20 protein-coding genes are annotated in these 21,099 nt (G+C 50.2%); 2 read left to right on the top strand and 18 right to left on the bottom strand.

Features of this window, described 5'->3' with window-relative positions; all coding sequences use genetic code 11:
- Positions 1-22 precede the first annotated feature (22 nt).
- The 3 genes from nlpE to LC431_RS23980 form a co-directional block, all read right to left on the bottom strand.
- Positions 23-700: an envelope stress response activation lipoprotein NlpE gene (gene nlpE, locus LC431_RS23990; RefSeq protein ID WP_015689434.1), complete on the bottom strand. Its 678-nt coding sequence runs from the start codon at positions 698-700 to the stop codon at positions 23-25.
- A gap of 65 nt (positions 701-765) precedes the next feature.
- Positions 766-1,215, bottom strand: coding sequence for an alternative ribosome rescue aminoacyl-tRNA hydrolase ArfB (gene arfB / locus LC431_RS23985; protein WP_153376608.1), 450 nt, complete (start codon positions 1,213-1,215; stop codon positions 766-768).
- The gene (locus tag LC431_RS23980; RefSeq protein WP_013574216.1) at positions 1,182-1,742 is read right to left on the bottom strand and encodes a YaeQ family protein; all 561 of its coding nucleotides are present in this window, start codon (positions 1,740-1,742) and stop codon (positions 1,182-1,184) included. Before LC431_RS23980 ends, arfB begins: the two co-directional genes overlap by 34 nt.
- A 215-nt stretch (positions 1,743-1,957) precedes the next feature.
- On the opposite strand from LC431_RS23980, the gene LC431_RS23975 reads away from it, so the two are divergent.
- Positions 1,958-2,158 (top strand): YaeP family protein, encoded by a 201-nt coding sequence (locus LC431_RS23975; RefSeq protein WP_013574215.1) that lies wholly within the window; start codon positions 1,958-1,960, stop codon positions 2,156-2,158.
- A complete protein-coding gene (rof, locus tag LC431_RS23970; protein ID WP_013574214.1) occupies positions 2,145-2,405 on the top strand; it encodes a Rho-binding antiterminator in 261 nt (86 codons plus the stop codon). The genes LC431_RS23975 and rof overlap by 14 nt, the downstream gene beginning before the upstream one ends.
- Before the next feature lie 66 nt (positions 2,406-2,471).
- Here rof and LC431_RS23965 read toward each other — a convergent pair whose 3' ends face one another.
- The 15 genes from LC431_RS23965 to cdsA all read right to left on the bottom strand — a co-directional run bounded on the left by LC431_RS23965 (position 2,472) and on the right by cdsA (position 21,091).
- A complete protein-coding gene (locus LC431_RS23965; RefSeq protein WP_037035138.1) occupies positions 2,472-2,801 on the bottom strand; it encodes a cytochrome c in 330 nt (109 codons plus the stop codon).
- A 54-nt stretch (positions 2,802-2,855) separates the two neighbouring features.
- Positions 2,856-4,199 (bottom strand): tRNA lysidine(34) synthetase TilS, encoded by a 1,344-nt coding sequence (gene tilS / locus LC431_RS23960; RefSeq protein WP_223510392.1) that lies wholly within the window; start codon positions 4,197-4,199, stop codon positions 2,856-2,858.
- Between the two features lie 7 nt (positions 4,200-4,206).
- Positions 4,207-4,596, bottom strand: a complete 390-nt coding sequence (locus LC431_RS23955; RefSeq protein WP_015689431.1) for a VOC family protein — start codon at positions 4,594-4,596, stop codon at positions 4,207-4,209.
- 86 nt (positions 4,597-4,682) lie between these two features.
- Complete coding sequence (locus LC431_RS23950; protein WP_015689430.1) at positions 4,683-6,830, bottom strand: lysine decarboxylase LdcC; 2,148 nt, start codon at positions 6,828-6,830, stop codon at positions 4,683-4,685.
- 189 nt (positions 6,831-7,019) lie between these two features.
- Entirely contained in the window at positions 7,020-7,979 is a 960-nt protein-coding gene (accA, locus tag LC431_RS23945) for an acetyl-CoA carboxylase carboxyl transferase subunit alpha (protein ID WP_013574209.1), read from the bottom strand.
- A gap of 12 nt (positions 7,980-7,991) precedes the next feature.
- Positions 7,992-11,474, bottom strand: a complete 3,483-nt coding sequence (gene dnaE, locus LC431_RS23940) for a DNA polymerase III subunit alpha (protein ID WP_153376606.1) — start codon at positions 11,472-11,474, stop codon at positions 7,992-7,994.
- 83 nt (positions 11,475-11,557) lie between these two features.
- Positions 11,558-12,154 carry a ribonuclease HII gene (gene rnhB, locus LC431_RS23935; protein WP_037035141.1) on the bottom strand — a complete coding sequence of 199 codons (597 nt, stop codon included), beginning with the start codon at positions 12,152-12,154 and terminating at the stop codon, positions 11,558-11,560.
- A complete protein-coding gene (lpxB, locus tag LC431_RS23930; RefSeq protein WP_037035142.1) occupies positions 12,151-13,299 on the bottom strand; it encodes a lipid-A-disaccharide synthase in 1,149 nt (382 codons plus the stop codon). The genes rnhB and lpxB overlap by 4 nt, the downstream gene beginning before the upstream one ends.
- An 18-nt stretch (positions 13,300-13,317) precedes the next feature.
- Positions 13,318-14,106, bottom strand: coding sequence for an acyl-ACP--UDP-N-acetylglucosamine O-acyltransferase (gene lpxA / locus LC431_RS23925; RefSeq protein WP_013574205.1), 789 nt, complete (start codon positions 14,104-14,106; stop codon positions 13,318-13,320).
- A gap of 3 nt (positions 14,107-14,109) precedes the next feature.
- Positions 14,110-14,598: a 3-hydroxyacyl-ACP dehydratase FabZ gene (gene fabZ, locus LC431_RS23920; protein WP_086935265.1), complete on the bottom strand. Its 489-nt coding sequence runs from the start codon at positions 14,596-14,598 to the stop codon at positions 14,110-14,112.
- A gap of 114 nt (positions 14,599-14,712) precedes the next feature.
- On the bottom strand, positions 14,713-15,735 hold the full coding sequence (gene lpxD / locus LC431_RS23915; RefSeq protein WP_013574203.1) for a UDP-3-O-(3-hydroxymyristoyl)glucosamine N-acyltransferase: 1,023 nt from the start codon (positions 15,733-15,735) through the stop codon (positions 14,713-14,715).
- Positions 15,736-15,737: 2 nt separating this feature from the next.
- Positions 15,738-16,235, bottom strand: coding sequence for a molecular chaperone Skp (gene skp, locus LC431_RS23910; RefSeq protein ID WP_013574202.1), 498 nt, complete (start codon positions 16,233-16,235; stop codon positions 15,738-15,740).
- Between the two features lie 152 nt (positions 16,236-16,387).
- Positions 16,388-18,808 carry an outer membrane protein assembly factor BamA gene (gene bamA / locus LC431_RS23905; RefSeq protein WP_013574201.1) on the bottom strand — a complete coding sequence of 807 codons (2,421 nt, stop codon included), beginning with the start codon at positions 18,806-18,808 and terminating at the stop codon, positions 16,388-16,390.
- Between the two features lie 36 nt (positions 18,809-18,844).
- Positions 18,845-20,200, bottom strand: a complete 1,356-nt coding sequence (gene rseP, locus LC431_RS23900; protein WP_013574200.1) for a sigma E protease regulator RseP — start codon at positions 20,198-20,200, stop codon at positions 18,845-18,847.
- A gap of 42 nt (positions 20,201-20,242) precedes the next feature.
- A complete protein-coding gene (gene cdsA, locus LC431_RS23895) occupies positions 20,243-21,091 on the bottom strand; it encodes a phosphatidate cytidylyltransferase (RefSeq protein WP_013574199.1) in 849 nt (282 codons plus the stop codon).
- Positions 21,092-21,099: the final 8 nt, after the last annotated feature.

Genomic DNA, 21,099 nt, shown 5'->3' with positions numbered 1-21,099 from the left:
TTCCGCCTGAGCCTAATCGCTTTTACGGGCAGGACTTCGTTGCATCAAACCGTACGTTTTTATCTGCAACCACAGCCTTTTGCACCTGCCCTTCTTCCATTGACGGCTCTGTCATGAAATGCCCGTCCATAGAAAGGAAGACCAGCTGATTGGGGGTTTTACGCGAGGCAAGATACCCTTCTTCCAGCGATTTATTTGCCGACATCGGGAATATGTTGCCTGTCGCACAATCTTTAAAGGAAGCAGCATCGGCGCTGTATTGCATCATTCCGCTCAGTGCCATTGGCGTTTTCGGCAAATTCTGCTGCACCGGCGTCAACGTATAGTTGAATGTGGACGTAATCGGCTCACCGCTTTGATCCAACATTTCCAGATTTTCATCTTTCGGATGGAAATAACGTTTCTCGCCCTGGCTGTCCGTCAGCACCAGTTTATCCGCAGTGCGGGCCCAGCGTCCGTAGCTGGCAAACACCTGATCGCCCTCTTTGCCGCCCTGATATTCCTCCTGAAGGATGTAAGTCCCATCCTGATCCAGGAATAATGACGTCTTCAGGCCACTGCAATCTGCGCACGGCAACACGCCACTGTAACTCTGCTGCATAGCCTGCAACGGTTTTTCATGATTAAAGGCGGCGGTATGGCAACCGAAGAGTGACAGCGCCCCGAGCGCCAGCACTGCACTAATGATGATTTTTTTCACAGTTTCTCCCCTACTGCTTTTCTACAGTGCCGAGATAAAAATTGTCCTGCAGCACGAAGTTAGGGCTAACGTATTTTGCCCCGTAATGCTTTTGTCGCACCCTTGCGAACTTTACTTTCAACCCGACGAATTTTAGACCCACGAGTCGGCTTCGTCGCGCGGCGCGGTTTTTCTACTACCATCGCCTGTGAAATCAGTGCCCCCAACCGGGCCAGAGCGGCTTCTCGATTCATCTCCTGACTCCGGTATTCCTGGGCTTTGATAATGACCCAGCCGTCGGCAGTAACAGAATGATGATTAAAAGCCAGTAACCGCTCTTTGTAATATTCTGGCAAACTCGACGCTTTAATATCAAAGCGTAAATGGATAGCCGTTGATGTTTTATTGACGTTTTGACCGCCGTTGCCCTGAGCGCGGATCGCCGTTAATTCGATTTCGCTGTCAGGTATTTCCAGTTTTCCTGAAAGGATTAGCACGCTGATTACCTGGCTTCTTTTATGACAGACTCTTTCCATTCAGAAAAATGAATTTCCAAATTACTCTGAGCATCAGAAAGCCAAATAGTTCCGTCCTGCAATGTGGCCTGTAAGTTCATGGTACGGCTGCCAAAAGCAGTCAATTGATTCAGCAACTCATCTTCTAAATAACGGATACGCAGGTTCTCAAAACCTCTGACTTTCCCCTCGATTTGCGACCACCAGACTTTCGCAGCACGCTCACCATACGCATAAAGGACCACCTCACGCGATTGGTTACAGGCTTTTTTCAGACGCTTCTCATCAGGTAGTCCTAATTCGACCCATAATTCGATGCCGTTATGGTCGTTTTTACGCCAGATTTCCGGCTCATCTTCGGCGCTTAATCCGCGGGTAAAAGTCAGTCGTTCGTCGGCATGGTAAATCCATGCCAGCAGACGCAGCATCATGCGTTGTTCTGTTTCGGAAGGATGCTGTGCCAGAGTCAGGCTGGCGTCATGAAAGAAATTACGATCCATATCAGCGATATTGACCGCTGCTTTATAAATGGTTGCTTTTAACGCCATGGTAAACCCCTTGATAATAGACGCACAGTGTACTTGAAAGCATCCTGCTGCGGCCAGTTTTCCCCCGATGGTCATCCGCAATAAAGGCTTTACGCAAACGATTTACCTTTACAGGCCTGCTAATAACTCACACTCTCCTGTGCTATAGTCGTTAAATACTGAGAGCTTATCTTTCTGCGCTTTCCTCAGAGGGATACGCTTTTTAGGGAGAACTTATGCAACAATACTGTGAGTTGGTACGCCGTAGATATTCTGAAATTGCCAGCGGTGATCTCGGATATGTGCCCGATGCGTTGGGCTGTGTATTGAAAGCATTGGACGAAGTCGCAGCAAATGCTGAACTTCCGTCTTCCGTTAGGGACCAGGCGGCCTACGCCGCCGCTAACTTATTGGTGAGCGATTATGTCGATGAATGATGAGTACCAACCCATCAATTGTGATGACTACGATAATCTCGAGCTCGCCTGCCAGCATCACCTGGTTTTGACGCTGAAGATGCGTAGCGGAGAAGTCGTTGAGGCTAAAGCCAACGATTTGTTAATGCGTAAGAAAGTGGAATATCTGGTGGTTGAGGCGAACGGCGAACAACGAGATCTGCGTCTGGATCACATTGAAAGCTTTAGCCATCCGGAAATTGGCACCGTTGTCGTCAGTGCCGAATAGCGACAACCGACGTCAGTTACCTAACGGGCAATCTCAGGATTGCCCGTTTGCATTTCTGAAGCAATCTTATTTCAACGACGTCAGACTGGCGTAATACGCTGCCAAATCACTGATATCCTGATCGGATAATGACGCACTAAAAGCCTGCATCACACCCGCCTGCCCGCCACTTCTCTCACCCTTCTTGTAAGCATGCAGTGAAAGCGCCAGATAATCTGCATTTTGCCCTGCCAGATTAGGATAAATCGAATTAATGGCTTTACCCGTTGCGCCGTGACATGCCGAGCAGCTGGCTGATTTAGACTGCCCGTCAACCACATTTCCCCCCGCCAGAGCAGGCAAATTGATCAGCATCGATGCCACTATCCCTGCCAGTGTTCTTCCCATTACTTGCATCACAACTCCCCGGGCAAATAACATCCGCCTCAAATAAACCGTTCTTTCCGTTTATTACGCAGCCGACCAGATGATCCGCCATTGCGCTTCATTATTTTCAGCCCGGGACTGGCGCGTAATAAACCAACCCGGGGCTGCCATCAATTGATCATTGTAATAAACCAAAGGGATACGACCTCGTTCCCATGGCGGCACACCTAACTCAGACCACAATTTTTTCGCCTGGCGCGCACGATCCCGCCCGACTTTTTCGATATATCCCTGCACCTGAAAACGCACAGTGATCTTTTCGCCAGCACGTGGCTGGCGGATCAAACAGTCAGCCCCCTGCGCGATGAGAACATGATCGGCAATCAGACAGCCCAGACCGTCAGGTAGCGTTAATTTTTCAGCCGGATCCCAGCAGAGGATTTGATCTTTAAGCGACCGGCGTTCTGGCAATACATACAAACGCCCACGGAAACGCCGGACTACCATTTTCCCCAGCACTAACTGCGCCTGGGCATCTTCGCGGCTCAAAGCTACCTCATCCCATATTCTCTGCAGTTGTTCACGCGAAGGCATTCTTGCGCCACGCGATGCCAGCCAGCGACGTAATAGCGCAGAGCGTCTGACGGCTGAAAACGCCTTCAGCCTCTCAACCGACAGACTGCCCTGCTCATCGGTCAATGAAGTGAGAGATTCACTGAGCAACTCATCCAGCAGCGTCTCCTGCTCTGCGCAAAGTGATGCGCTGCGGGCTGTGGCTTGCGCAAAGTGCGGCCAGCGCTGGTAAAGTGCGGGAAAAATATCCAGTCGCAGAAAATTGCGATCAAAGCGGGCATCCCGGTTACTGTCATCTTCAATCCAGCAGAGCTTTAACTGCTTCGCGTATTCTTCAAGCTGCTCACGGCTGAGCTCCAGAAAAGGCCGTAACAAGCGATAACCGTGTGTTGAACTGTCCCCGCTCATCGCCGAGAGACCGGCAGGTCCGCTTCCACGTTTAAGCGCCAGCATGAAAGTTTCACATTGGTCATTCAGGTGTTGTGCTGTCAGTAACACTTCACCAGCAGTCAGACTTTCAGCAAATGCCTGATAACGTGCCGTTCGTGCCGCCGCTTCAATCCCACCTTCCTGCGCATCTACCTGCACTTTAGCGACGGAGAAAGGAATATCTCGCTGCTGACAAAACGTCTGGCAGTGTGCGACCCAGTCATCTGCAAACTGGCTTAGTCCATGGTGGATATGCAATGCACGCAGTTCGATATCCGGCAACGCTTTGTCGCGTAACTCAGCCAGTCCGGCCAGCAGTACGGAAGAATCCAGTCCGCCGCTGAACGCAACGCAAAGTCTTCGTGCATCACCGATTTTATTGAGCAGATGTTTTGAAAGAAATGTCACGGTCAGTTTTGAACTCATAGGATAATCAGGATTCGTACAGTTCCAGCGGCAAGCCATCCGGATCGTTGAAGAAAGTAAATTTTTTGCCGGTGTAAGGATCAATTCTTACCGGTTCGCAGACAATGCCGGCTTCAGTGAGGGCGGAAATGGACTGTGCGATATCTTCAACGCTGAACGCCAGATGGCGTAATCCGCACGCCTCAGGACGACTTGGCCGGGCTGGCGGTTGCGGAAAGCTGAATAATTCAATGGTGTAATGACCATTAAGCGCCAGGTCAGCTTTCCAGGAATCGCGTTCCTCACGGTAAAACTCCCCCAGTAACGTGAACCCGAGAATGTCACAGTAGAAGTGTTTGCTGGCCTGATAATCAGAGCCAATGATGGCGATATGGTGGATCTGGCGGAGATTAAGCATAGTCATGTCCTGTTGATTTCTGACCTGCACGTTACTCAGGGCGGCCAAACACGTCAATAAAAAGCCCTCTTAAAGAGGGCAGTTTGCTAACCCGCTTCCGGAAGTTTTAAGACCTTCACCAGATAGCGCCCGTCTTCTGTGAGCCGCGTTCCATGAATATCAGTTTCAAAACCAGGGTAACGCTCGCCTATTGAACAAAGCATAATCAGGAAATCGAGCACAGCCCGACTTTCTTCCGTGATCATCTCGCCCGGCATCACCACAGGTACACCCGGCGGATAAGGCAGGATCATGTTGGCTGACACTTTGCCGACCAGTTCATCAATGTCGCATTCATCAATATGTCCGCGTACCTGATGCTGGAACATTTCGTACGGCGTCATTTTCATTTCCGGCAGCACATCAAATGCTTCCAACATTAAACGCGGCAGGTCGTGACGAACGATCAGTTTGTGGATCCCCTGCGCCAGATCCTGAATCCGCATATTGCGATAAAAATCAGGATCTTCCGCATACAGATCAGGCAGCATATTCTTGACCCGCAAATTGAGATCATAACTGCGCTTAAAATCAGTCAGGCCGCGCATCAGACTCATGGATTTGGTTTTATCAATGCCGATACTGAACAGGAAAAGCAGATTGTACGGGCCGGTTTTTTCTACCACCACACCGCGCTCATCGAGGAATTTCGCCACTAACGCCGCCGGGATCCCCTGTTCTTCCAGCTTACCCGTTTCATCCATTCCGGGTGTCAGGATCGTCACTTTGATCGGATCAAGATACATATGATCGGTATCGGCGTTGGCAAAACCGTGCCAGTTTTGATCGGGATTCAGCGGCCAGCACTCGGCTTCATCAATATATTCAGGCTGCCAGATATCAAAGAACCAGCCCTCGGTTTCTTCCCGCAACCGCTGTATCTCCTTACGGAAATGCAGCGCGCGTTCAACCGAGCGGTTAATGAGACGCCGTCCGGGGTTACCGCGCAACATCGCCGCGGCAGTTTCTGCAGAAGCCACAATGCCGTAATTTGGCGATGTTGTGGTGTGCATCATATAGGCTTCATTAAAGGTACTTTCGTTGTAATCACCCTTAATGTGAATCATCGATGCCTGTGAGAAAGCTGCCAGTAGTTTGTGCGTTGATTGCGTTTCGTAAATGACTTTTCCGGGAATGCGCTCGCCGCTCATTCCGCTTTTACCGTCATAAATCGGATGGAAATTAGTGTATGGCACCCATGCAGAATCGAAATGAATCGACGGAACATCCAGTGTGTTTTTGATGTAATCCGTGTTGTACAGCAAGCCGTCGTAAGTCGAGTTAGTGATCACTGCGTGCACTGGCCAGGTGGCATTCTCTGTCTGTGCAATTTTCTCTTCGATGCTTTCGCGGGTGAATTCATGCTTAGGAATCCCGCCAAGAATGCCATACGCGTTGCGATTGGGACGCAAATAGACCGGCACAATATTGGTCATCATCATCAGATGGGCGAGCGATTTATGACAGTTGCGGTCAATCAGCACCGTACTCCCTGCCGGTGCCGCATACATTCCGACAATTTTATTGGCCGTCGAGGTGCCATTAGTGACGATATAACTTTGCTCGGCGCCGAAAGTACGGGCGATATATTCCTCCGCCTCTAGATGCGGACCAGTGTGATCCAACAGGGAACCAAGTTCTGTCACAGAAATCGACACATCGGCTTTCAACGTTTTGGCCCCGAAAAAATCATAGAACAACGTCCCTACCGGGCTTTTTAAAAACGCCGTACCGGCCATATGCCCCGGCGTACAGAAAGTGTACTTTCCTTCTTCTACGTAGGTGAACAACGCTTTAGTCAGCGGCGGTGTAATGGTATCGATGTATTCATCGGTGTACTGGCGGATGCGTTTGGCAATATCCTCCGCCGCACTCAGTGCGTATTCAAAGAAATAGAGCACCATGCGCATTTCATTAACGTCGACGTCCAGCGTCGAATGCGTATTGATGAAAGCGTAAAGCGGCAGATATTCATTCAGCTCATTAATGGCTGTACACAGCTCTTCGCTATGCTGATCCCAGTCGAAAATAGCGCCGCAAATGCGGGCATTATTTTCGATGAGTTTGAGCAGATCCGCGCGATCGCGCGGATAAATGACCTGAAATCCGAGAAGCGTCAGCGCGCTATCCAGTTCACGGATCGGCTCGTCTTTGTAGTAAGCCCCTTCCGGGCGCATGATAGCGATAATATTCATCTGACAAATCCTTCTGTTATTTATTTTCTAAGGTATTTATAGAAACACGGTTAGTGCCTGCTGGGTACCCTTTACCGTTGAGTTTAAAGTGAAATGGGGAAATTTAAGAATGCTGGAAAGATGGATAGATGAAAACGGACAATAAAAAAGGCCACGCAATGCGTGGCCTTTCGAAAATCACGTTCAGGATCAGCAGTAGCCGTAAGTCATCAGACGCTGATAACGACGGTTACGCAGCTCTTCCGTACTCAGCACATCCAGATCGCTCAGATCAGCTTCAAGTTGTGCACGCAGAGAAGCAGCCATCGCTTCTACGTTACGGTGAGCGCCACCCAAAGGCTCAGGGATCACAGAGTCGATCAGTTTCAGCTCTTTCAGACGCGGTGCAATGATGCCCATCGCTTCCGCGGCCAGAGGGGCTTTATCCGCACTCTTCCACAGAATTGATGCACAACCTTCCGGCGAAATAACCGAATAGGTGCTGTATTGCAGCATATTAACTTTATCACCCACACCAATCGCCAGTGCACCACCTGAACCACCTTCACCGATAACGGTGCAGATAACCGGGACATTCAGACGGGACATTTCGCGCAGGTTACGGGCGATCGCTTCAGACTGACCACGTTCTTCAGCGCCCACGCCCGGATAAGCGCCCGGTGTGTCGATGAAGGTGATGATTGGCAGTTTGAAACGCTCAGCCATTTCCATCAGACGTAGCGCTTTGCGATACCCTTCCGGGGCGGGCATGCCGAAGTTACGACGAATTTTCTCTTTCGTTTCACGGCCTTTCTGATGACCAATGATCATCACGGCACGTTCGCCCAAACGAGCAATACCGCCAACGATAGCTTTATCGTCTGCGAATGCACGATCACCCGCCAGTTCATCAAAATCGGTAAAGATATGTTTGATGTAATCAAGCGTATAAGGACGACGAGGATGGCGTGCCAGTTGGGCAATTTGCCAGGCACCCAGATCAGAGAAAATCTTACGGGTCAGTTCAACGCTTTTCTCGCGCAAGCGTGCAACTTCTTCGTCCAGATTAATATCTAATTTTTCGTCTTGACGGCTGACTGCAGTCAGCGAGTCAATTTTCGCTTCCAGTTCCGCAATCGGCTGTTCAAAATCAAGAAAATTCAGACTCATAGCATTCCTATTTTAGTCAAATTCCAGTTCCACCTGCTCAGTACCGACCAGGCCTCGCAAATCCAGCAACAGTTTGTCCGTTGGCGTAACACGCCATGACGCCCCGAATCGTAGCCGGGCTCTTGCGTTTTCTCGTTGGTAATACAGATGCACTGGTATCGTCCCCGATCGATGTGGTTCCAACGATTGGCGGAGACGGTTCAAAAGCTGGTCATCAATTTGCCTGTCAGTCAGCGAGATAGCAAGACCGCGAGCATATTTTTCCCGTGCTTCACTGATGTCCATTACATCGCGGGCCATCATTTTAAGCCCGCCACTGAAGTCATCAAAGCTGACCTGTCCTGTGGCGATAAGGATACGGTCTTTTTCCAATAAATGCTGGAATTTTTCCAACGCTTCGGTGAACAACATCACTTCCAGACGACCGGAACGGTCATCAAGTGTACAGATCCCAATGCGGTTACCCCGCTTGGTGACCATGACACGCGCAGCGAGGACCAGCCCCACTGCGACGGTCATTTTGCCCCGTTCCGTCGGATGCATATCTTTTAAACGCTGGCCGCCGCCATAACGTTCAATTTCTTTCAAATATTGTGTGATCGGATGGCCGGTCAGATACAAGCCGAGCGTCTCACGTTCGCCATCCAGAACAGTTTGTTCCGGCCATGGCATCACATTCGCGTAAGATTTCTCAACCTGCTCAGGTGCTTCTGCAAGCACACCAAACATATCAACCTGACCAATCGCCTCGGCTTTGGCATGTTGATCAGCGGCTTTCAATGCGTCGCTTAGGGAACTCATCAACGCGGCACGGTGTGGTCCCAGGCGGTCAAACGCCCCGGACATGATCAGCTTCTCGAGAATACGTTTGTTCAGTTTTTTGACGTCAGCACGCGCGCAGAGATCAAACAGTTCTTTGAAATAGCCGCCTTCGTTACGCGCTTCAATAATGGCTTCAATCGGACCTTCACCCACGCCTTTAATCGCGCCGATGCCGTAAACAATTTCGCCTTCATCATTCACGTGGAAATGATACAGACCGCTGTTGATATCAGGCGGTAAAATCTTCAGCCCCATACGCCAGCATTCATCCACCAGCCCGACCACTTTCTCGGTATTATCCATATCAGCCGTCATTACCGCCGCCATGAACTCCGCAGGATAGTGCGCTTTCAGCCACAGCGTCTGATACGAGACCAAAGCGTAAGCCGCCGAGTGAGATTTGTTAAAACCGTAACCGGCAAATTTCTCTACCAGGTCAAAGATTTTAATCGCCAGTTCGCCGTCAATACCCCGAGATTTGGCCCCCTCTTCAAAACCACCGCGCTGCTTGGCCATCTCCACCGGGTTTTTCTTACCCATTGCACGGCGGAGCATGTCTGCACCACCCAGCGAGTAACCGGCCAGAACCTGCGCAATCTGCATAACCTGTTCCTGATACAGGATGATGCCGTATGTCGGCTCCAGCACAGGTTTCAGGGATTCATGCTGCCACTGGATATCCGGATAAGAAATCTCTTCACGACCATGTTTACGGTCAATAAAGTTATCCACCATGCCGGACTGCAATGGCCCAGGGCGGAACAGCGCGACCAGTGCGATCATATCTTCGAAGCTGTCGGGCTTCAGACGTTTGATCAAATCTTTCATGCCGCGGGATTCAAGCTGGAATACCGCCGTGGTTTCCGAGCGTTGCAGCATGTCGAAGCTTTTTTTATCATCCAGCGGGATGGCCGCAATATCCAGCGGTGCCTCACCGGCTTTCGCGCGGCGGGCGTTGATCATCTCCAGCGCCCAATCGATGATGGTCAGCGTACGCAGACCGAGGAAGTCGAACTTCACCAGACCCGCGTATTCCACGTCATTTTTATCGAACTGCGTGACCGGGTGATTACCTTCTGCGTCACAATAAAGCGGCGCGAAATCAGTGATTTTGGTCGGCGCAATCACCACACCACCGGCATGTTTACCGGCATTACGGGTTACACCTTCCAGCTGACGCGCCATATCGATCAGCGACTTAACTTCTTCGTCAGCCTCGTAAATCTCTGGCAACTGCGGCTCAGCGGCAAATGCTTTTTCAAGCGTCATCCCCGGATCAGGAGGCACCAGTTTGGAAATGCGGTCAACGAAACCGTAAGGATGGCCCAGAACACGCCCCACATCGCGGATCACCGCTTTGGCCGCCATGGTACCGAAGGTGATGATCTGCGAGACCGCTTCGCGGCCATACATTTCTGAAACGTGATCGATAACCCGGTCGCGTTTTTCCATGCAGAAGTCGACGTCAAAGTCGGGCATGGAAACACGTTCAGGGTTAAGGAAACGTTCGAACAGCAGGTCAAACTCGAGCGGATCCAGATCGGTGATTTTCAGGGCATACGCCACCAGAGAACCCGCACCGGAACCACGCCCCGGCCCGACAGGCACGCTGTTATCTTTCGACCACTGGATGAATTCCATTACGATCAGGAAGTAACCGGGGAAACCCATCTGGTTGATAACTTTAAGTTCGATGTCCAGACGCTCGTCATATTCAGGGCGTCTTTGTGCACGAACTTCCGGATCCGGGAATAAAAACTCAAGGCGCTCTTCCAGCCCGATTTTTGATTTTTCGACCAGAAAATCTTCAGTGGTCATGTCACCGGTAGGGAACTGCGGTAGAAAATATTCGCCCAGACGGATGGTGACATTACAGCGTTTGGCGATTTCCACGCTGTTTTGCAGAGCTTCAGGCAAATCCTCGAACAGCTCGCACATTTCATCTTCACTGCGCATATATTGCTGTGAAGTGTAATTGCGCGGACGTTTAGGATCATCCAGTGTAAAGCCATCGTGGATCGCAACACGAATCTCATGGGCATCAAAGTCGGCCGGCACCATAAAGCGCACGTCGTTGGTTGCCACCACCGGCAAACCGCGTTCTGTCGCCAGTGCGACCGCCGCATGCAGATAGTTTTCTTCTTCTGCCCGACCGGTACGGATCAATTCGAGATAATAGCGATCAGGGAAATACTGCTGGTAGAAATCCAGGCACTGACTGACTTGCAAATCATTTCCGCGGGTCAGAAACTTACCGACATCACCCATTCTCGCGCCGGAAAGCAGGATCAAACCTTCATTGAGTTCTGCCAGCCATTCGAGGTCGACGATCGGCCCGGCTGCGCCGTAACCGCGCTGATATGCTCTGGAAATCAATAATGTCAGGTTCTGGTAACCCTGATTATTCATCGCCAGAACAGTCAGTTGGGCCAGTTCATCACCCAGAATTTCGCTTTGGACATTCAGGTCTGCACCGATAATCGGTTTTACACCTGCGCCATGTGCCGCACCGTAAAATTTAACCAGTCCGCACAAGTTAGTGAAATCGGTAATCGCCAGAGCAGGCATGCCGAGTGACGCTGCGCATTTCACCAGCGGACCGACCTTCGCAAGCCCATCCACCATGGAATAGTCGCTATGTACACGCAGATGAATAAAACGAGGTTCGGCCATATCCAGAGTCCAGAAATGAGTGAATTAAAGGTTTGTGTGCCCGTCTTTTTTAGCAATAAAAACGGGCAGGAACAAATGACGCGTTATGCCAGTCCGAGCGCGCGTTTCACCGGTGAAAAACTTCGACGGTGGTGTGTAGTGGCTCCAAGACGGGCAAGACTTTCAAGATGCACCGGCGTCGGATAGCCTTTGTGCTTCGCAAAACCATATTCAGGGAACTGAAGATCCAGTTCAACCATTTCGCGGTCGCGGGTGACTTTAGCCAAAATTGAGGCTGCGCTAATTTCAGCGACTTTGCTGTCCCCTTTCACTATCGCCTGTGAAGCCATCGGAAGTTTAGGGCAGCGATTGCCGTCAATCAGCACCATATCAGGCGTAATACACAAACCGGCAACGGCTCTTTGCATTGCCAGCATGGTGGCATGCAAAATATTCAGTTCATCAATTTCATGTGGTTCAGCGCGCCCGAGACTCCAGGCCAGCGCTTTCTCTTTGATTTCGATGTATAACGCCTCACGGCGCTTTTCAGAGAGTTTCTTGGAATCTGCCAGCCCGGCAATCGGGTTAGCAGGATCAAGAATCACAGCAGCGGTGACGACTGCCCCCACTAAAGGACCACGCCCCACTTCATCCACGCCTGCAATACAGACAGCTTGTGGATAGATAAATACATCACTCATCGCTTTGCCAGCTCCATGACAGCCTGAGCAGCCTGTTCGTCTGCGTCACGGCGGATACTTTCATGCAGTTCCAGGAACGTCTCACGCAGTTCCCGGCTTTTCTCACCACCAGCCAATAAAGGCAGCAACGCAGCAGAAAGTTTGTCAGGTACACATTCGGTTTGCAGTAATTCGGTGACAATTTCCCGCCGTGCCAGCAGATTTGGCAATGAAACATACGGCGTTTTCACCAGACGTTCCGCCAGCCAGAAAGTGAAAGGCTTCATACGATAACCCACAACCATCGGGCATTTTGCCAGCATACATTCCAGCGCTGCCGTTCCCGATGCCAGTAAAGCGGCATCACTGGCGATCATCGCTTCCCGACCTTTCCCATCGAGCAAATGCGCAGGAAGATCAGGGGCTATTTCAGCCTTGATCCGTTCAAACTGCTCGCGACGTTTGGCATTCACCAGGGGCACAACGACATGTAAATCAGGATAAGTCTGTCGTAGCTGCAAAGCTGTTTTCAGAAAATCCGCGCTGAGCATTTCCACTTCAGCGTGACGACTTCCCGGCAGCAAAGCAAGGCAATGCACATCTTCAGGAATACCGAGTGACAAACGTGCAGCCTGTTTATCAGGATGCAGCGGCATCGCATCGGCCATCGTATGACCAATGAAACGACAGGGAACATTGAATTTGTCATAAAACGCTTTTTCGAAAGGCAGGAATGCCAAAACCAGATCCGTTGCCTTGCCGATTTTGAAAACACGTTTTTGACGCCAGGCCCAGACAGACGGGCTGACATAGTGAATAGTACGCAGACCGCGCTGCTTCAAACGACCTTCAAGCGTGATGTTGAAGTCAGGAGCATCAATGCCCACGAACACATCAGGCTTCAGTTCGCTAAAACGACGGGTCAGATCTTTGCGGATTTTCAACAAGCGTGGCAGCCGTTCAAGAACTTCCACCACGCCCATTACCGCCAGTTCTTCCATCTCGTACCAGGCTTCGCATCCTTCCGCCTGCATCAGCGGACCCGCGACACCCACAAAACGGGCATCAGGATGATGCTTCTTCAAGGCTCGAATCAGCCCGGCGCCAAGAATGTCACCGGACGTTTCACCGGCCACCAGGCCAATTGTCAGAACAGGCTTTTGCATTGTTTTCCGTAGCGCAGATCAGCGAATAATACCGCGCGTTGAGCGGTCAAAGAAATCACTGAAAGGTTTAGCTTTCGGGAATTCAGCCGCGATAGCAGCGATTTCCGGTTGTGCTTCTTCCAGCGTTTTACCGCTGCGGTACAGTAACTTATAAGCATTGCGAATAGCGTGCAGATCGGCTTTTTCGAAACCACGTCGCTTAAGCCCTTCGATATTGATGCCGAAAGGTGTCGCATGGTTACCTTGCGCAATGACAAACGGAGGAACATCCTGAGCAACCCCGGAACATCCACCCACCATCACATGCGCACCGATAATACAGAACTGATGCACTGCCGTCATGCCGCCAATGATCGCGAAATCATCAACCTCAACGTGACCACCGAGGGTCGCGTTGTTCGCCAGAATACAGCGATTCCCAATGACACAATCGTGGGCAATATGTGCGTTAACCATCAACAGGTTATCACTACCCACTTTTGTCAGACCACCGCCCTGAACGGTACCACGATGAATGGTAACGCTCTCACGAATATTGTTGCGATCGCCGACCTCAACGCGTGTTGGTTCACCGGCATATTTCAGATCCTGGTTAATTTCACCAATGGAAACGAACTGAAAGATGCGGTTATCGCGACCAATTTTGGTCACGCCATTAAGAACTACGTGTGATTTAAGCTCGGTGCCTTCACCAATTTCTACCTGGGAACCCACGTAGCAGAAAGGACCGATATGAACTCTGGCACCGATAACAGCACCGTCTTCAACAATAGCGCTTGGATGAATAAAGGCGGTTTTATCAATCATGTATTAAGACTCCCGGCGGCGGGCGCACATCATTGATGCCTCGCAAGCGATCTCGCCATCGACTTTCGCGACACCTTTGAAACGAGCAACGCCACGACGCTCTTTAATGAATTCAACTTCCAGAACCATCTGGTCACCCGGCAGGACCGGACGTTTAAAGCGTGCATCGTCGATTGCTGCAAAATAATACAATTCGCCAGGTTCCAGTTTTCCAACGCTTTTAAATGCCAGAATGCCGGTGGCCTGAGCCATTGCTTCCAGAATCAAAACGCCCGGGAAAATCGGTTTACCCGGGAAATGGCCCTGGAAGAACGGTTCGTTAAAAGAAACGTTTTTCACAGCGCGCAAAAATTTCCCTTTCTCAAAATCCAACACGCGATCAACCAGCAAGAACGGGTAACGGTGTGGCAGTAAATCCAGTATCTCTTCAATATGCAGAGTATGAGTGTCAGTAGTCAAAATACTCTTCCTGTCTATAAAAACTGATGGCATCAATAACACGGCCTGCCAGACCCCAAAAGAAGGTCATCAGGCAGGCCGCAAATAGGAACGTATGTCGCAGGTTCACTCAACGAAGGGAACACAAAGCAGCACCGTAGGTGGTAATTAATCTTTTTCGATTTTACGCTCGACAGCTTTGAGGCGTTTATTCATCTCGTCGATATTCATTACCAATGCAGCCGTCTTACGCCAAACTTTATTCGGTTGTAACGGGATACCGGAGGAGTATACCCCAGGTTCAGTGATTGGTCGCATTACCATTCCCATTCCCGTCACTACGGCCTGATCACAGATTTCCATGTGACCATTGATAACACTGGCTCCGCCGATCTGGCAGTAGCGTCCAATTTTCAGACTACCGGCCATAATAACACCGCCAGCGACCGCCGTATTGTCTCCAATCACGACGTTGTGTGCAATCTGACATTGGTTATCAATGATGACGCCATTGCTAATGATAGTGTCATCCAGTGCGCCACGGTCAATAGTGGTACAGGCACCGATTTCAACACGGTCACCGATAATGACAGTACCTAACTGTGGGATTTTAACCCAATTACCACGATCATTGGCATAACCAAAACCATCAGCGCCGATCACAGTACCTGACTGAATCAAGCACTGCTCGCCGATTTCAACGCGGTGATAAATAGAAACATTGGCCCACAACCGTGTGCCAGCGCCTATTTTTGCCTCTTTACCGATAAAACAGCCTGCACCGATGACAACATTGTCACCCAATACAACGCCTGATTCGATGACTGCATTTGCGCCAACCGAGACATTCTTACCTAATGTTGCACTGTCTGAAATCACCGCACTCGCCGCGATATCCACTGCCGGTGCTGGCGTGGTATCCAGCAATTGCGCCATCCGCGCATACGTCAGGTAAGGGTTTTTAACCACTAATGCCGCTGTAGGGCAAAATGGCAGATCCGCTTCGGTCAACACTACGGCGCCTGCATTGCAGGAAGCCAACTGTTCACGGTAACGGCTGTTTGATAAAAACGTGATTTGCTCAGAGTGTGCGGAATGCATTGAAGCAACGCCGGTGATGGCAATTTCGCCATCACCGTGCAATTGTGCATCCAACTGCTGTGCGAGATCAGCCAGTCGAATTGAAGACATGTTTATTTAACCTGTTTCAGCACATCAGCAGTAATGTCTTTGCTATTGTCAGCATATGCAATGGCATTAGCATCGATAACAACGTCATAACCTTCTTTACTTGCTACAGTTTTCACAGCGTCCTGAATACGGCTCAGGATTTTGTTGCGCTCTTCGCCCTGACGACGACGGTTGTCCTGGTCGAATTGCTGCGCTTTTGCAGAGAATGCTTCACGCTGAGCCATTACGTCTTTTTCAAGTTTAGAACGGTCGCTGGCTTTCATTGTAGAGCCATCGCGTTGCAGACGTTGCATTTTGGTTTGCAGATCACGTTCCTGAGATTGCAAATCTGTCGCACGGCTTTTGAACTCGTTTTCCAGCTGTTTTGCTACAGCTTCACGAGCAGGCATTTGTTGGAAAATACTTGCTACGTTAACGATAGCAATTTTATCAGCAGCCTGAACGCTAGCTGAAGAAGCCATAACTAAACCGAGGCCTGCGGCATATAACCACTTTTTCACTATAAACTCCTTCCATCACCCGTTGTGCCATATGGCACATTAAATTACACAAAACACCTGACATGAAAACAATACACGGGCCGAAACCCGTGTATGAGATTTATCATCAGGCCATTGCGATTCTGCTGGACAACTTCTGCCCGGACAGAACGTTACCAGGTTTTACCAATGTTAAACTGGAACTGTTCTGCCTTATCGCCTTCATATTTCTTGACCGGTTGTGCGTAGGAGAAGACCAATGGTCCAAGTGGAGACATCCACTGCAACGCAAGACCCGAAGAAACACGAATGTTACCTGGTTTACTGTAATCAGGAACGCCTGCCGCAATAGTCTGCGGGGTGTTTTCCCAACCTGTATCCCAAACAGTACCGCTGTCCACGAACAGGGAAGTACGCAATGAGTTAGCGTATTTCTCGCTAACAAATGGAGTCGGAACAATCAGTTCAGCACTCAATACTGCCATTGCGTTACCGCCAACTGCGTCGTTTGAGTTATCAATCGGACAGCCGCTGTAAGATGTGTTAGCCGTAGTACATTTGTAGTATGCCGCTTTTGGACCAATGGTGTTCGACTGGAAACCACGAACACTGCTTGAACCACCGGCATAGAAGTTGTCGTAGAACGGCACTTCTTTACCGCCAAGACCGTCTGCGTAACCTGCACGCGCACGGCCCATCAGCACCCAGTCACGATCCTGATTTAGCGGCATATAACTGGTTGAATCAAATGTAATTTTATAATATTCGTTATCAGAACCCGGAACGGTTACTTTACCGTTCAGACTGGCTTTCGTCCCAGATGTCGGGAAGTAGCCACGGTCGAGATTGTTATAACCCCAGCCGAGGTTGGCGAAGAAATCATTCGCACTAAAGTCAGCATCAGCATTGTCACTGGTGGTCACCGGCGGTTTCAGCCCAACAGAGTTCAGATAACGGAACATAGCGATCTGTGGTTCCATATTGGACAGATCGTTGTGTACGTAATCCAGACCCAGGCGCAATGAGTTATTTTCATTGATTGGGAAACCAAGATTACCGCCAATACCATAACTTCTGTTGGTATAGCTGGACAGGTCCGCATCATCAGCTTTGAAGTCGTTATAGAAGATACGACCACCCAGACTTACGCCATCAACGGTGAAGTAAGGGTCAGTGATAGTGAATTCTGCATATGTCTGGTAATCGTTTTTAGTACCGCTGATGCCAACAGAATTACCCGTACCCAGCCAGTTATCCTGCTGGACACCCACCTGGAAGCTGACACCACTCTCAGTACCGTAACCCACACCAAAGTTGAAGCTACCGGTGTTACGTTCTTTCACTTTGTAGACAACATCAACCTGATCAGGCGAACCTGGAACACGCTGCGTATCAACATCAACCGTTTCGAAATAACCCAGACGGTTCAGACGCTCTTTACCTTTATCGACCAGATCGTTGCCCAACCAGGCACCTTCCATCTGACGCATTTCACGGCGCAGTACGCTGTCCTTACTGGTGTCATTACCTTCAAAACGGATATGACGTACATAGAAACGGTTCCCCGCATCAACGTTGATATGCAGTTTGACGGTCTTGTCTGCATCATTAATTTCTGGCTGTGTAGTCACACGCGGATAGGCATAGCCATAACGACCCAGCATCTGCTTGATGTCGTTTTCCATTTTGGTGACTTTGGCGCCGTTATACAGCTCGCCTTTATCAATTTTAGTCAGGCTTTGAACTTCTGCTGAGTGACCCGCCATGCTGCCAGTCACTTCAACGCCAGAAAGTTTGTATTGCTCACCTTCTGTGATGTTCAGCGTAATGTAGATGCCTTTTTTGTCCGGCGTCAGGCTGACCTGAGTCGAATCAATGTTGAAACGGGCATAACCGCGATCCAGATAGAAACTACGCAGGGTTTCAAGGTCACCCGCGAGTTTTTGTTTCTGATATTTACGGTCACCGACCACGTTCCACCATGGCACTTCATCACGCAGCTGGAAGCGTGAAATCAGATCATCGGTCGTAAAGGCATGGTTACCAACAATGTTGATCTGCTGAATTTTGGCAGAAACACCTTCGGTGAAGACCAGCTTCAGATCAACACGGTTACGTGGCAAAGGGGTCACAACCGCTTTTACCGATGCACTGTATTTACCGACGCTGTAATAGAAGTCTTCGAGACCTTTCTCGATGCTGCCGATGGTTGTACGGTCAAGGGCTTCGCCAACACGGACGCCAGAGGCCTCCAGGTTTTGCTTCAGCATGTCATCTTTCACCGATTTGTTACCGGAGAAAGTAATGCTGGCAATAGTTGGACGTTCTTTGACCTGAACAATCAGAGAATTTCCATCGCGCAGGACACGAACATCCTCGAAGTTGCCAGTGGCAAACAATGCACGAATGGTATTACTGATATCATCGTCAGTCACCGTATCACCGACGCGAACCGGCATATTGAGTAACGCCGCACCGACGGCAACTCGCTGCAGGCCTTCGAAATGAATATCTTTCACTACGAAACCGTCTGCACCGTATACGGTGGCGCTGCCAAACAGCAGCGACGCTATGAGCAACTTTTTGATCGCCATCGTTGTTATGCGTTCTTCCTAACCTAATCTCCGGCCTTAAAGACGGGAGAAATCATTGAAAAGTGCAAGCCCCATCAACAACACCAGCAAAACTGAACCAATGCGGTAACTGAAGTCCTGAACTCGCTCGGAAACTGGCCCACCTTTAAGCTTTTCTATTGCGAGAAACAGCAGGTGTCCACCATCTAATACCGGTAATGGGAAGAGGTTGATGATCCCCAGATTGACACTAATGAGTGCCAAAAACGTGAGGTAAGACACCAAACCATATTCAGCTGACATTCCTGCGCCCTGTGCGATGGATATTGGGCCACTCAGATTGTTCAGCTTCACATCTCCGGTAATTAACTTACCCAGCATGCTCACTGTGAGTTTCATCAGTTGCCAGGTTTTATCCCCGGCCTCATAAAACGCCACAAACGGGCCATACTGACGGATTGTTTTATATTCATCAGGCAGCGGTATCACTTTCGGTACCACACCAGCAAAACCCTGTATCTTGCCTTTACCTGCGGACTTCGTGTCCGGCGTCAGTGTTAACGCGACGGGATTCCCCGCCCGCTCAACTTCCAGTGCAATTGGTTTACCCGGATTGTCACGTACCTGTATGACAAACGACTGCCAGCTTTCCAGAATCTGACCATCGACTTTAACGATCCTGTCCCCGGCTTGCAAACCCGCCTTTTGCGCGGCTGAATCTGGCTGCACCTCCTGCAGAACAGATTCTATCTGCGGCCCTCTGGGAATCATCCCCAGAGACACCACCGGATCCTGCTTTTCAGGATCAAATTGCCATTGACGCAAATCCAGAGTTTTCTCAACGACCTGGGATGAGCCAAATTGCGCCACATCAACCGTCGTTTGATCATCACCAATTTCGCCGACTAACGCCATACGAACTGAATCCCAATCAGGCGTTTCGATACCCGCAACAGATTTTAGTTCCATTCCGGGTGAAATATTGGATTGTGCGGCAATTGAATTTGCAGTGACATTTGCCACGACAGGACGCACGCTCGGCACGCCGATGACGAAGATCAGCCAGTAAGCAAAAACAGCAAAAATGAAATTGGCGATCGGCCCGGCGCTGATGATAGCAGCGCGCTGCCAGATTTTTTTGTTATTGAAAGATTGGTGGCGGAATTCAGGCGCTACAGCCTCGACGCGCTCGTCGAGCATCTTAACGTAGCCTCCGAGAGGAATGATGGCCAGAACATACTCTGTTCCCTGACGGTCAGTCCGGCGCCATAGCGCGCGTCCAAAACCGACAGAAAAACGTTCGACACGCACACCACAACGACGAGCAACCCAGAAATGGCCGAACTCGTGCACGGTGATAAGCACCCCCAATGCGACGATAAAGGCGGCCAGGCTCCAGAGTATGTTCATCATATGTCTAACTATTCCTTAGGAAACTTCACCGTCACAGACGGATTAATACACTAACAGCATCAGACAGGCGAATACAGGCACCGCAGCCGTCAGGCTGTCGATACGATCCAGTATTCCGCCGTGACCAGGGATCATATGACCACTGTCTTTGATCCCTGCCTCGCGTTTGAACATACTTTCCGTCAGGTCGCCCAGCACAGAAGCCAGCGCGGCAACAACGGAACAAATCAATAAGGTCGACGGTACCACATCAAGTGGTGCATAGCGGCCAAATAGCCAGGCTATGAGGGCTGAAGTCAGAAGACCGCCAGCAAACCCTTCCCAGGTTTTCCCCGGGGATACTTTAGGCGCCAGTTTATGCTTACCAAATAATTTACCAAACAGGTAAGCGCCGGAGTCTGCCCCCCAGACCAGTAGCATCACATATAACAACCACCATGCGCCAGTATGATGATTTTCTGCATAACCGTATTGGCGCAGTGCGACCATACCCCAGAAAAACGGCACAATAGTCAGTATGCCAAAGACTAAGCGCAGCACACGGGAATGGCGCCAGAAGGCTGCCGAAGCAGGATATCCAACCACCAGCACCAATGCCAGACACCACCACGCAAGCGCAGCCCATAATGAGCCTCCGACTTGCAACAGATGCACGCTTTGCTGGTAAGCAGGTATGCTCAGCATCATCGCTGCCAGCAGGAAACCACATAATATAGCCAGCCAGATGCGCTGATTACGGCTTGCAAAACCGGCCAGTTGCCCCCACTCCCACGCTGCCAGCATGCACACAACTAACGTCACGATGGCAAAACCGACAGGCGGTAATAAAAAGAGTGCTGCAATAACAATCGGTATTAAAATCAGAGCTGTGATAATGCGATACTTCAGCAAATGTTCTC

Origin of the sequence: Rahnella sp. GSA61A, from assembly GCF_019969905.1 — a bacterium.
Lineage (GTDB): Bacteria > Pseudomonadota > Gammaproteobacteria > Enterobacterales > Enterobacteriaceae > Rahnella > Rahnella aceris.
The sequence above is the reverse complement of the archived record's forward strand: the minus strand, read 5'-3'. Positions and strand labels throughout refer to the sequence as shown.